The sequence below is a fragment of the Solitalea longa genome, from assembly GCF_002920915.1.
GTDB lineage: Bacteria > Bacteroidota > Bacteroidia > Sphingobacteriales > Sphingobacteriaceae > Solitalea > Solitalea longa.
In genome coordinates this window covers 156,320-170,062 of the sequence record NZ_PQVF01000002.1, presented here as the reverse complement: position 1 = coordinate 170,062, position 13,743 = coordinate 156,320, and the positions used below count along the sequence as shown (strand labels likewise).

Annotated in this window: 9 protein-coding genes; all 9 read left to right on the top strand. The window is 39.0% G+C overall.

The genetic code is table 11. The features are described from left to right. The 9 genes from rplA to C3K47_RS03240 all read left to right on the top strand — a co-directional run bounded on the left by rplA (position 1) and on the right by C3K47_RS03240 (position 13,716). On the top strand, positions 1-699 hold the full coding sequence (rplA, locus tag C3K47_RS03280; protein ID WP_103787689.1) for a 50S ribosomal protein L1: 699 nt from the start codon (positions 1-3) through the stop codon (positions 697-699). A gap of 3 nt (positions 700-702) precedes the next feature. Continuing rightward, complete coding sequence (gene rplJ / locus C3K47_RS03275) at positions 703-1,230, top strand: 50S ribosomal protein L10 (protein WP_103787687.1); 528 nt, start codon at positions 703-705, stop codon at positions 1,228-1,230. Positions 1,231-1,293: 63 nt separating this feature from the next. Beyond that, positions 1,294-1,671, top strand: coding sequence for a 50S ribosomal protein L7/L12 (rplL, locus tag C3K47_RS03270; protein WP_103787685.1), 378 nt, complete (start codon positions 1,294-1,296; stop codon positions 1,669-1,671). A gap of 170 nt (positions 1,672-1,841) precedes the next feature. Then, complete coding sequence (rpoB, locus tag C3K47_RS03265; RefSeq protein WP_103787683.1) at positions 1,842-5,648, top strand: DNA-directed RNA polymerase subunit beta; 3,807 nt, start codon at positions 1,842-1,844, stop codon at positions 5,646-5,648. Positions 5,649-5,728: 80 nt separating this feature from the next. Beyond that, the gene (gene rpoC, locus C3K47_RS03260) at positions 5,729-10,003 is read left to right on the top strand and encodes a DNA-directed RNA polymerase subunit beta' (RefSeq protein ID WP_103787681.1); all 4,275 of its coding nucleotides are present in this window, start codon (positions 5,729-5,731) and stop codon (positions 10,001-10,003) included. Positions 10,004-10,123: 120 nt separating this feature from the next. Beyond that, complete coding sequence (locus C3K47_RS03255; RefSeq protein WP_103787679.1) at positions 10,124-11,071, top strand: Smr/MutS family protein; 948 nt, start codon at positions 10,124-10,126, stop codon at positions 11,069-11,071. Between the two features lie 61 nt (positions 11,072-11,132). Continuing rightward, positions 11,133-11,444, top strand: a complete 312-nt coding sequence (locus tag C3K47_RS03250) for a DUF3467 domain-containing protein (RefSeq protein WP_103787677.1) — start codon at positions 11,133-11,135, stop codon at positions 11,442-11,444. Between the two features lie 120 nt (positions 11,445-11,564). Beyond that, positions 11,565-12,179, top strand: coding sequence for a thioredoxin family protein (locus C3K47_RS03245; RefSeq protein ID WP_103787891.1), 615 nt, complete (start codon positions 11,565-11,567; stop codon positions 12,177-12,179). A 121-nt stretch (positions 12,180-12,300) separates the two neighbouring features. Then, positions 12,301-13,716: a membrane dipeptidase gene (locus C3K47_RS03240; RefSeq protein ID WP_103787675.1), complete on the top strand. Its 1,416-nt coding sequence runs from the start codon at positions 12,301-12,303 to the stop codon at positions 13,714-13,716. Positions 13,717-13,743: the final 27 nt, after the last annotated feature.

Genomic DNA, 13,743 nt, shown 5'->3' with positions numbered 1-13,743 from the left:
GTGGCAAGATTAACAAAAAATCGCAAAAAAGTATTATCCCTGCTGGAGAAAGATAAAGCTTACTCTCTACAGGAGGCCTCTGCCTTAGTAAAACAGATCACCACTACCAAGTTCGACGCTTCTGTTGATTTAGATATTCGTTTGGGTGTTGACCCTCGGAAAGCTAATCAAATGGTGAGAGGTATCGCTGTGTTACCACACGGTACCGGTAAAACTGTTCGCGTTTTAGTATTATGTACTCCAGACAAAGAACAGGAAGCTAAAGAAGCCGGTGCGGATTACGTAGGCTTGGATGATTATATTACTAAGATTGAACAAGGTTGGACAGATGTTGATATCATCATCACAACTCCAGCTTGTATGGCTAAAGTAGGTAAGTTAGGCCGCGTTTTAGGTCCACGTAACTTGATGCCAAACCCAAAATCAGGTACTGTAACTAACGAAGTTGGTAAAGCGGTAACTGATGTTAAGGGTGGTAAAATTGACTTTAAAGTTGATAAAACCGGTATCATTCATACCTCAGTAGGAAAAGTATCATTTACTCCTGAAAAACTTTACGAAAATGCGTTAGAAGTAATTCAAACTATTTCTCGTTTAAAACCTTCAGCTGCTAAAGGTACTTATTTCAAAAGTATTCACTTGTCAAGCACAATGAGTGCTGGCATTCATGTTGAAACTAAATCTGTAGCGGGAATCTAAGACATGAACAGAGAAGAAAAAAATGTAATCGTTCTCGATCTTAAAGAAAAGATGGAAACGTACGGTAATTTTTACATTACCGACACTTCAAATCTAACTGTTGCTAAGATTAACGCGATCAGAAGAAAATGTTTTGAAAAAGACATTAAGTTTCAAGTAGCTAAAAATTCCCTTATTCGTAAGGCGATGGAAGCTACAGGTGTTGATTACAGCCCATTATTCGCTGCATTAAAAGGTACATCTGGCGTAATGTTTTCTAATACAGGAAATATTCCAGCTAAATTGATCAAAGAATTGCGTAGTGAAAAAGGTGCTGAGAAACCAATTTTGAAAGGTGCTTCAATTGAACAAGCTTTCTTCGTTGGCGACAATCAGTTAGATACGCTTACGGCGATCAAATCTCGTCATGAGCTTATTGGTGATATCATTGGCTTATTACAATCTCCTGCTAAGAACGTTATTTCGGCTCTTAAATCAGAAGGTGGTAAATTGGCTGGTATCCTTAAAACATTATCAGAAAGAGGCGAATAAGCTGCCATTAGAGTGCTTATATTGTAATTAACTTAGTATTTAAACTATCAAATTTTTATAAAGATGGCAGATTTGAAAGCGTTTGCTGAACAACTAGTAAACTTAACAGTTAAAGAAGTTAACGAGCTTGCTCAAATTTTAAAAGACGAGTACGGTATTGAGCCTGCTGCTGCTGCACCAGTAATGGTTGCAGGTGGCGCTGGTGCAGCTGCTGCTGTTGAAGAAGAAAAAACTGCTTTTGACGTAATTCTTGTTGACGCAGGAGGTCAAAAATTAGCAGTTGTTAAATTAGTTAAAGATTTAACTGGCTTAGGCTTGAAAGAAGCTAAAGATTTAGTAGACGGTGCTCCTAAACCTTTAAAAGAAGGTGTTGCTAAAGACGAAGCTGAAGCTTTGAAAAAGCAATTAGAAGAAGCTGGAGCTAAAGTTGAAATTAAGTAATTACTTAATTCACATATTACAGGATGAGACTCTTCCCAAAAGGGGGAGTCTATTCCTGTTTTTATAAGTTTAATAAAATTTACGCGAATCCATTGATAATGAATGAGTTATCAATGTTTTAATCGATGTTTGAAACCTTATAATAGTTTTCACTCTCAAACTTTATTCCCTTGGCAAACAACACTAATAATTCGCAAAGAGTAAGTTTCGCTACAAGTAAACACGTACTGGATTACCCGGATTTCCTGGATGTTCAATTGGAATCGTTCCAACAGTTTTTCCAATTGGATACCACGGCGGATGATCGTCACACAGAAGGCTTGTTTAAAGTATTCAGCGAAAACTTCCCTATTTCCGACTCTCGTGGCATTTTCGTGCTTGAGTTTTTGGATTATTTCATTGATCCGCCTCGTTATGATATTCAAGAATGTATTGAACGGGGTTTAACCTATAGCGTACCATTAAAGGCTAAGCTTAGGTTGTATTGTACCGATCCGGAACACGAAGATTTTGAAACGATTGTTCAGGATGTGTATTTAGGTACCATACCTTATATGACACCTAAAGGTACTTTCGTGATCAATGGTGCTGAGCGTGTTATTGTATCTCAGTTGCACCGTTCACCAGGTGTATTCTTTGGTCAGAGCCGCCACACAAACGGTACTAAGCTTTATTCGGCCCGTGTAATTCCTTTCAAAGGTTCATGGATCGAATTTGCAACAGACGTTAACAATGTGATGTACGCTTACATTGACCGTAAGAAGAAATTCCCGGTTACAACGTTGCTGCGTGCCATTGGGTATGATTCTGATAAAGACATTCTTGAATTGTTCGACCTTGCTGATGAGGTAAAGGTTAGCAAATCAGGATTGAAAAAATATGTTGGCCGTCGTTTGGCTGCCAGAGTTTTACGTAAATGGGTTGAAGACTTCGTGGATGAGGATACCGGTGAAGTGGTATCTATCGATCGTAACGAAGTGATCATGGAACGTGAAACGATCCTTGAAGACGATCATATCGACTTGATCATTGATGCAGGTGTTAAATCAATCATCTTAACTAAAGATGATGTAACCACCGCTGATCATGCTATTATATATAACACGCTTCAAAAAGATACTTCAAACTCTGAAAAAGAAGCTGTTGAACACATTTATCGTGCATTACGTAACGCTGAACCACCTGATGAAGAAACAGCTCGTGGTATTATTGAGCGTTTGTTCTTCTCTGATAAACGTTACGATTTAGGTGATGTAGGACGTTACCGTATCAACCGTAAATTAGGTTTAGATACCGATGAGGATACTAAGGTGTTAACCAAAGTTGACATCATCGAGATCGTTAAATACCTTATTCGTTTGATCAATGCCAAAGCTGAGGTGGATGATATCGATCACTTGTCGAACCGTCGTGTTCGTACAGTAGGAGAGCAATTGTACGCACAGTTTGGTGTTGGTTTAGCTCGTATGGCGCGTACTATTCGTGAGCGTATGAATATTCGCGATAACGAGGTGTTTACGCCAACTGACCTTATCAATGCACGTACACTTTCTTCTGTGATCAACTCGTTCTTCGGAACTAACCAGTTATCACAGTTTATGGACCAAACTAACCCATTGGCAGAGATTACGCACAAACGTCGTCTTTCAGCTTTAGGTCCAGGTGGTCTTTCTCGTGAGCGTGCAGGTTTCGAGGTTCGTGACGTTCACTATACTCACTACGGTCGTTTATGTACTATTGAGACTCCTGAAGGTCCGAACATCGGTCTTATCTCGTCTCTGTGTGTGCATGCGAAGATCAATAATTTAGGTTTCATCGAAACTCCTTACCGTAAAGTTATTGAAGGTAAAGTTTCGGTAGGTGAGCCAGTTATTTATATGAGTGCAGAAGATGAAGATGGTAAAACTATCGCTCAGGCGAATGCGCAATATGATGATAAAGGTAATTTCTTAACTCCAAAAGTAAAATCTCGTTACGAGGGTGACTTCCCTGTAATTGAGCCTGAGAAAATTGACCTTATTGATATTGCTCCTAACCAGATCACTTCAATTGCCGCTTCGTTGATTCCTTTCTTAGAGCACGATGACGCCAACCGTGCCTTGATGGGATCGAACATGCAGCGTCAGGCCGTTCCTTTATTACGTCCTGAATCGCCAATTGTTGGTACCGGTTTGGAAGGTCGTGTAGCCTCAGATTCTCGCACATTGATGAATGCAGAAGGTGACGGTGAAGTTGTGTATGTTGATGCTAATAAGATCACTATCCGTTATGAACGCACTGACGACGATCGTTTAGTTTCGTTTGAGGGTGATGAGCGTAGTTATTCATTAACTAAATTCAAGAAAACCAACCAAAGTACATGTATCAACCTTAAACCTATTGTTAAAAAAGGACAGAAGGTTAATAAAGGTCAGGTACTTACCGAAGGTTATGCTACCCAAAATGGTGAATTAGCATTAGGACGTAACTTAAAGGTAGCGTTCATGCCTTGGCAAGGATTCAACTTTGAGGATGCGATTGTAATTTCTGAGCGTATTGCGCGTGAAGATATCTTTACTTCATTGCACATCGAAGAGTTTGAATTGGAAGTACGTGATACAAAACGTGGTGAAGAGGAATTAACTCCAGATATTCCTAACGTATCAGAAGAAGCAACTAAAGACCTTGACGAAAACGGGATCATCCGTATTGGAGCTGAGGTTAAAGAAGGTGATATTTTGATCGGTAAGATCACTCCAAAAGGAGAATCTGACCCTTCTCCTGAAGAAAAATTATTACGTGCCATCTTTGGTGATAAAGCCGGTGATGTGAAAGATGCTTCATTGAAAGCTTCTCCTTCAATCAGTGGTGTAGTTATCGATACCAAATTATTCTCTCGTGCTAAGAAAACATCAAAAAATGATGAGAAAGCGCAATTAGAGAAATTGGACGCACGTCATAACAATAACAACACTAAGTTAAAAGATACTTTAGTTGAGAAACTATTTGAATTAGTTAACGGCAAAACAGCTCAAGGCGTTTATGATAACTATAAAGAGTTATTGATCGCTAAGGGAGTGAAATTCACTCAAAAGATGTTGGTTGAGTTGAACTATGAGAATATCAACCCGAATAAGTGGACAACTGATAAAGATAAAAACGATCAGATTAAGTTGTTACTTCATAACTACGGTATTAAAGTGAACGAGGAATTGGGAGATTACCGTCGCCAGAAATTCGCTATCAGCGTAGGTGATGAGTTACCTTCAGGAATTGTTCAAATGGCTAAAGTTTATGTTGCTAAAAAACGTAAGCTGAAAGTAGGAGATAAGATGGCTGGTCGTCACGGTAACAAAGGTATCGTTGCCCGTATTGTTCGTGATGAAGATATGCCATTCTTGGAAGACGGAACTCCAGTAGATATCGTGTTGAACCCACTTGGGGTACCTTCACGTATGAACTTGGGTCAGATTTATGAGACTATTTTAGGATGGGCTGGTAAAGAATTAGGTATCAAGTTCGCAACTCCAATTTTCGACGGTGCTAGTCACTCAGAAGTTGAAGATTGGATCAAGAAAGCAGGTGTTCCAGAGTCAGGTAGAACTTATCTATACGATGGTTTAACAGGCGATCGTTTCCATCAGCCAACAACAGTAGGTATTATCTACATGCTGAAATTGGGGCACATGGTTGATGATAAAATGCACGCTCGTTCGATCGGTCCTTACTCACTTATTACTCAACAACCGTTGGGTGGTAAAGCACAGTTTGGTGGTCAGCGTTTCGGTGAGATGGAGGTTTGGGCACTTGAAGCATTCGGTGCAGCAAATATTCTTCAAGAGATCCTTACCGTTAAGTCGGATGACGTTATCGGACGTGCTAAAACTTACGAAGCCATTGTTAAAGGTGAAAACCTTCCAACTCCAGGTGTTCCTGAGTCATTTAACGTATTGGTACATGAGTTACGCGGCTTAGGCTTAGACGTAACACTTGAATAATTTTGAATGAATGAATGATAGGATGGAAAATCCATTCTGTCATTCTCTAATTCACTCATTCTCTCATTCAAAAAAAGAATATGTCGTACAAAAAAGAAAATAAGATCAAAAGTAATTTTACCAAAATTACGATCAGCCTTGCTTCACCTGAGAACATTCTTGAACGTTCAAGTGGTGAGGTATTAAAGCCAGAAACGATCAACTACCGTACCTATAAACCGGAGCGTGATGGTTTATTCTGCGAGCGTATTTTCGGTCCGGTTAAGGACTATGAGTGCGCCTGCGGTAAATACAAGCGTATCCGTTATAAAGGCATTGTGTGCGACCGTTGTGGTGTTGAAGTTACCGAGAAGAAAGTACGTCGCGAGCGTATGGGCCATATCAACTTAGTTGTGCCTGTTGCTCATATTTGGTACTTCCGTTCATTGCCAAATAAAATCGGTTATTTGTTAGGTCTTCCTACTAAAAAACTTGATTTAATTATCTACTATGAGCGTTATGTGGTTATCCAAGCGGGTATTAAAGCTCAGGATGGTATCCAATACCTTGATTTCTTAACAGAAGAAGAATACTTAGATATTTTAGATACTCTTCCTAAAGAGAATCAATATTTAGATGATAAGGATCCTAATAAATTTGTGGCTAAAATGGGTGCTGATGCTCTTCAGGACTTATTAGGTCGTTTACAATTGGATCAGTTATCATATGATTTACGTCACCAGGCTGCTAACGAAACTTCACAACAACGTAAAAATGAGGCTTTAAAACGCCTTCAGGTTGTTGAAGCTTTCCGTGGCGCTCAAGCCAATATTGAGAACCGTCCGGAGTGGATGATCGTTAAGATCGTTCCGGTAATTCCACCAGAATTACGTCCGTTAGTTCCTTTGGATGGTGGTCGTTTTGCAACTTCAGATTTGAACGATTTATATCGTCGTGTGATCATCCGTAACAACCGTTTAAAACGTTTGATCGAGATCAAAGCTCCTGAAGTGATTTTACGTAACGAAAAACGTATGTTACAGGAAGCTGTTGACTCGTTATTCGATAACTCACGTAAAGTAAATGCTGTTAAAACTGAAGGTAACCGTGCCTTGAAATCACTTTCAGACATCCTGAAAGGTAAACAGGGTCGTTTCCGTCAAAACTTGTTAGGTAAACGTGTTGACTATTCAGCTCGTTCGGTAATTGTTGTAGGTCCTACCTTAAAATTACACGAATGTGGTTTACCTAAAGATATGGCTGCTGAGCTGTTCAAACCATTTATCATTCGTAAAATGATTGAGCGTGGTGTTGTTAAAACAGTAAAATCAGCTAAGAAAATTGTTGACCGCAAAGATCCTTTAGTTTGGGATATTCTTGAAAACGTATTAAAAGGACATCCTGTTCTTCTAAACCGTGCTCCTACACTTCACCGTTTAGGTATTCAAGCTTTCCAACCTAAATTAGTAGAGGGTAAAGCAATTCAGTTACACCCATTAGTGTGTACCGCGTTCAACGCCGACTTTGACGGTGACCAGATGGCTGTTCACTTACCATTAGGTAATGCAGCAGTTTTGGAAGCCCAAATTTTAATGTTGGCTGCTCACAACATCCTGAACCCTGCTAACGGTACTCCTATCACTGTACCATCGCAAGACATGGTGTTGGGTCTGTACTATATCACCAAAGGTCGGAAGTCTACGCCAGATCGTATTGTTCGTGGTGAAGGTTCGATATTCTACAGCCCTGAGGAAGTTCGTATCGCGTTAAATGAAAATCGTATTGATTTACATGCCTGGATTAAGGTTAAGGTAAACACCATTGACGAAAATGGCGAACCTGTAAATAAATTGATCGAAACTACTGTTGGTCGTGTAATTGTAAACGAATTTTCTCCTTCTGAAACCGGATATATTAATGAACTGTTAACCAAAAAATCATTACGTGATATTATTGGTAACATCGTAAAAATTACCGGTATGGCTCGTGCTGCTAGGTTCCTTGATGATATTAAAGAACTTGGTTTCCAGATGGCATTTAAAGGTGGTTTATCCTTCAACTTGAAAGACGTAACTATTCCGGAAGAAAAAGCCATTTTGTTGAAACAGGCTCAAGAGGAAGTAGACGAGGTAATGAACAACTATAACATGGGTTTCATTACTAATAATGAGCGTTACAACCAGATCATTGATATTTGGACTCGTATTAACTCACGGTTAACTGATCACTTGATGAAGCAACTTGCTTCAGACAACCAAGGTTTCAACTCAGTTTATATGATGTTGGATTCAGGAGCCCGTGGTTCTAAAGAGCAGATTCGTCAGCTTTGTGGAATGAGGGGTCTGATGGCAAAACCGCAGAAATCAGGTTCAGGGGGTGAGATTATCGAAAACCCGATTCTTTCAAACTTCAAAGAAGGATTGTCGGTACTAGAGTACTTTATCTCTACCCACGGTGCTCGTAAAGGTTTGGCCGATACGGCGTTAAAAACTGCCGATGCTGGTTACTTAACTCGTCGTTTACATGACGTAGCTCAAGACATGGTAGTATCTGAACCAGATTGTGGTACCTTACGTGGTGTATTAACTTCAGCATTGAAAGATAATGAAGAAGTTGTTGAGCCATTGTATGATCGTATTCTTGGTCGTGTATCATTAAATGATGTTATCGATCCAATGTCGGGTGAGGTTTTAGCTGTTGCGGGTGAAGAGATTAATGAAGATGTTGCTCAGCGTATTGAAGATTCAGCCGTTGAAGCAGTGGAGATTCGCTCGGTATTAACTTGTGAATCAAAACGCGGAACATGTGCTAAATGTTATGGCCGTAACCTTGCAACCGGTAAAATGGTTCAAATCGGTGAAGCTGTAGGTGTTATTGCTGCACAATCTATCGGTGAGCCAGGTACACAGCTTACACTTCGTACCTTCCACGTCGGTGGTACTGCATCAAACATTGCTGCCGAATCACAAATTATTGCTAAGTTCCCTGGTAAGCTTGAATTCGAAAACATCCGTACGGTTACTTTAAAAACTGATGATGCAAACATCGAAGTTGTTTTAGGCCGTTCAGGTGAGATTCGTTTAATCGAAGAGAACTCAGGCAAGGTTATTATGACCAATAACATTCCTTATGGTGCTCACCTGTTTGTACAGGATGGCCAAAAAGTGGAAAAAGGTGCTGCAATTTGTAGCTGGGATCCATATAACGCTGTTATCGTTTCTGAATATACCGGTAAAGTTGAATTTGAAGCAATTCTTGAGGGTGTTACCTTCCGTGAAGAATCAGATGAGCAAACTGGTCACAAAGAGAAAGTTATTATCGACAGCCGTGATAAAACCAAAAACCCAATTATCCGCATTGTAAGTAAGGATGGTGAAAAAGGTTACAGTATTCCGGTAGGAGCGCACATTGCCGTTGAGGGAGGTGAAAAGGTTTCTTCAGGACAGGTTCTTGTTAAAATTCCTCGTTCAGCTGGAAAAACCCGAGATATTACCGGTGGTCTTCCTCGTGTAACGGAGTTATTCGAGGCTCGTAACCCATCAAACCCTGCAATTGTTACTGAAATTGACGGTGTTGTTACTTTGGGTGGTGTTAAACGTGGTAACCGTGAGATCATCATCGAATCAAAAGATGGCGAGATCAAAAAATACCTGTGTTCATTGTCAAAACATATCCTGGTTCAGGATAATGACTTTGTTAAAGCTGGTATGCCATTGTCTGACGGATCAATAAGTCCAACCGATATCTTAGCAATTAAAGGTCCTGGTGCCGTACAAGAATATCTTGTAAACGGAGTTCAGGAGGTTTACCGTCTGCAAGGTGTGAAAATCAACGATAAGCACTTTGAGGTTATCGTTCACCAGATGATGCAAAAAGTATTCATCGAAGATCCGGGAGATACTCGTTTCTTAGAAAAAGAAGCTGTTGACAAACTCGACTTTATGGATGAGAATGACAACATGTTTGATAAGAAAGTAGTTGTAGATCCAGGAGAGTCAACTTCGGTTAAGAAGGGTCAAATTATCACAGTTCGTAAACTACGTGATGAGAACTCAATCCTTAAACGCAGAGATATGAAATTAGTAGAGGCTCGCGATGCGGTTGCTGCTACTTCTAGTCCGGTGTTGCAAGGTATTACCCGTTCTTCATTAGGTACTAAGAGCTGGATTTCGGCCGCATCCTTCCAGGAAACAACAAAAGTACTTAACGAAGCTGCGATTGCTGGTAAAACTGACTTAATGTTAGGCTTGAAAGAAAACGTGATCGTTGGTCACTTAATTCCTTCTGGTACCGGTATGCGTACTTATGATCGTATGATTGTTGGTTCTCGTGAAGAATACGAAAAACTTCTTGCTTCAAAAGAAGATGAAGACTAGTTTGATGATTTAACAATCAAACTATCTTAACAGATAATAAGCAAACGGGCTGCTCCTTAATCGAGTAGCCTGTTTGCTTTTATAGCAGTAATAGATTTTTATAAAAAAATATATTCTAAAATGAACTATAAACTGGGCGATTTTGTACGATTTGTTGACGAGCGAAGGGAAGGTTACATCACTCGTATAATCAACCATCAAACGGTAGGTGTTACCGGAGAAGATGATTTTGAAATTCCAGTACTGATCTCGAAGATAACGCTTGTTCATGGCAGTCACTTGGATGATGATGAACCGGAGGAAAAACAATCGTTAATGCCTGCTTCCACCAGCAATTTTGTAAAGCATGGTATTTATTGGGGAGTGGTCAGCGATGCTAAAGCTAAGTCGGTTGTGCATCTTTATTTAATTAACGAAACGTCATTTCAACTACTGGTTTCAGTTATAGGTGAAACGAAGCAGCAATTTAAGTCGATTTTTGCAGGAACAATTGAGCCTCATTCAAATCAAAAAATAACATCCTATTCGTTATCAGAACTAGATGCCTGGCCTAAGCTTATTATTCAAACTTTGCGTCATTCGTTTAGTGATTTTAAGCCGGAGCAAGCATTAGTAGGGGAGTTTAAATTTAAAGCCAAAGATTTTAGTTCTTCTAAAAAGAGTATTAGTGCGCTTAATGATACCGGTTGGTTGTTCCAAATTGATGAACCGGAATTGATCATTAATATTGATGAGCTGAAAGAGAGTTTTTTCAACGTGAAAGTTGAAACACCTAAAGTTGCGGTACCCCCCAAGGAAATTGATCTTCATATAGAGCAACTGAGAGATGATCATCAATTTATAAACAAGTCCGATATTTTGAAAATACAATTGGATAAGTTTCATCAATGTTTAGAGGCTGCCATAGTTCACCATTTTTCATCCATCGTTTTTATTCATGGAATAGGTAACGGAATACTTAAGCATGAATTGTATAAAGTGCTAAGTAAGCACCCTCATGTTAAAACCTTTAAAGACGCTGGCAAGGATAAATTTGGTTATGGAGCAACAGAGGTCATACTTAAATAAAACAACAATTCTATTTTTTCAATTAATCAAGCCTTATATTTGAACAATAAAGATTGCTATTATGGAAGAAAACAACGAAAACCAATTAAACATAGAACTGTCGGAAGAAATTGCGGAAGGAACCTATTCTAACTTAGCTATTATTACCCATTCATCAACCGAATTTGTTGTCGACTTTATACGTATTATGCCTGGAGTTCCTAAGGCAAAGGTTAAATCTCGTATTGTGTTAACCCCAGAGCATGCCAAGCGCTTGCTAAATGCCCTGGAAGACAATATTCATAAATATGAAATGGTTCATGGAAAAATAAAAACTCACGAAGGGCAGCAAGCCTTACCCATGAATTTTGGTGGACCTACCGCGCAGGCATAATCTCACATGTGTGTTGGCAAGAAGTCATTATTATGTAAAAATAAATAATCATGATTTGTGTCATTTTAGTTTAATGATTTAACTCTCACTTTTGAGGCGAATCATTAAACTAAAATGGTAATGAGCCAAAATGCTTTCTTAAAATCCGAATACGAACAATCAATTACATACGAATCTTACAGGGAATTGATAAATGACCTGTTGCCGCATAATTTAACTACCGGAGGAAACAGTTCACCGGAAATGTTGGAGTATGCCCGAATGAATGTTCAGCGCATGAATCGTTGGGATAAAACCTATACCCCTTCTGCAGAATTAACCGAAATAGTTAATTCATATAATCAAAAGGAAATATGGCTGATGTTAACAGAAGGTTGGTGCGGTGATGCGGCTCAGAATGTTCCGCTGATTAAAAAAATCGCTGATTTAAGTTCCAATATTGAGATTCGTTTTCTGTTGAGAGATCAACATACTGAGTTAATGGATCAATATTTAACAAACGGCAGCCGGAGTATTCCAAAACTAATACGCCTTAACGCCGAAACTTTCGAAGAAATAGGCACTTGGGGTCCGCGCCCCGAGGCTCTCCAGGAAAGAGTTCTTCACATGAAAAATGAATTAGGAATGTCCAAGGACGAAATGGCCAAGGAGATACATTTATGGTATGCAAAAAATAAAGGTGAAGCATTAGAAGCCGAGTTTGGAAGCATGCTAAAAGAAACTGTAGAAGCGTAGTTCTCTGTAGTAGTTTGGTTTTAGAAAAGCTCTGGATATCCAGAGCTTTTTGCTTTTAGTAGTGTGGGTGATTACTTTGATTTGCTGATTTAGTATATTTAAGTATCTAAAAATCAATACTATGAAAAATGTTTTCGCTGACATTCATTGTCACCCTACCATGAAATCTTATGGACAAAGTTTTAACAGAGAGCAAGGAACAAACAGTTCAAGAACTAATGACCGCTCATCTATCTGGTATTATGATCCCCCAAATTTATCGGATAAGCTTTTAAATTTTGTTGGAGGAATAACCCGTTTTTCTCAATCTAATTTAACAGCATTAGGCTATGGTAATGTAGGTTTGATTTGTGCCTCATTATATCCTATTGAAAAATTGTTCTTTAATAATCATTTAGGCTCTGGAAAAATTTCAGATGTGGTTAACAATTTTATCACCGGAGTAGGGAAGAAGCGTGTTGATTTTATACAGTCCTCAGCAGATTACTTTACCGATTTGGAACAGGAATATGCATTTCTGCAACAATTGGATGGTAAGATCTATACCATCGATAATCAAAAGTATCGGTATGTTATTGTTAAAAGTTATGCTGAGGTAGAATCTTTATTGATCGAAAATGATCCGGTTTTCACCATAGCGATCCTTATTACGTTTGAAGGCTGTCATGCTTTGGGAACCGGAATGGATCCGGTTAATAAACCCAGTGAGGAAGCTTTAATATTAAGCAATCTCGACAAGGTTAAAAACTGGCCTCATAAACCATTGTTTGTCACTTTTGCTCATCATTTTTATAATGAATTATGTGGTCAGGCTAAAAGTTTAAAAGGCATTGTTGGAACTGTTTGTGATCAGAGTTATAAATTGGGTGAAGGGTTCACAGAACTTGGCAAATCAGTTGCCCGAAAACTTCTTGATAATACCAATGGCAAACGGATATTGATTGATATTAAGCATATGAGCCGGAAATCGAGATTGGAATATTTCGATATGCTGGCGACTGAATATTCAAACGAACGAATTCCAATAGTAGCCAGTCATGGTGGAGTTTGTGGAAATGAAACTGATCGGCATTTTTTTGTTGATGAGGAGATTAATTTTTATGATGATGAATTATTGCTGATAGCCCGATCAAGAGGATTGTTTGGCGTTCAACTGGATGAACGTAGAATTGCCAGTAAGGCTGAACTCGAAAATACCAAAGGCAGTATATTGAGAAAAAAGATACTTTATAATTGGTCGAGATTGGTTTGGCGCCAAATAGAACATATTGCGATTTTACTCGACGCAAATGGCTTGTTCGCCTGGGATATTCAATGCTTAGGGTCGGATTATGATGGAATAGTTGATCCGATCAATGGTTATTGGACCTCGGAGGAGTTTCAGTTTTTAGATGATTACTTATTGAAGCATGCCTATAATTTTGAAAATAATGGCATGAAGAATCTTCATCTCGAACATAATAAGATTGCGGCTGAACAAATTGTGAATCGATTCATGTCACTAAATGTTCAGGAATTTGTTAGCAGAAACTTTTAAAAATTTTAAATTCATGAAATTTGTCTG

Coding starts and splice junctions, on each gene's coding strand:
- rplJ (WP_103787687.1), top strand. CDS start 703: ATGAACAGAGAAGAAAAAAATGTAATCGTTCTCGATCTTAAAGAAAAG.
- rplL (WP_103787685.1), top strand. CDS start 1,294: ATGGCAGATTTGAAAGCGTTTGCTGAACAACTAGTAAACTTAACAGTT.
- rpoC (WP_103787681.1), top strand. CDS start 5,729: ATGTCGTACAAAAAAGAAAATAAGATCAAAAGTAATTTTACCAAAATT.
- C3K47_RS03255 (WP_103787679.1), top strand. CDS start 10,124: ATGAACTATAAACTGGGCGATTTTGTACGATTTGTTGACGAGCGAAGG.
- C3K47_RS03250 (WP_103787677.1), top strand. CDS start 11,133: ATGGAAGAAAACAACGAAAACCAATTAAACATAGAACTGTCGGAAGAA.
- C3K47_RS03245 (WP_103787891.1), top strand. CDS start 11,565: ATGAGCCAAAATGCTTTCTTAAAATCCGAATACGAACAATCAATTACA.
- C3K47_RS03240 (WP_103787675.1), top strand. CDS start 12,301: ATGAAAAATGTTTTCGCTGACATTCATTGTCACCCTACCATGAAATCT.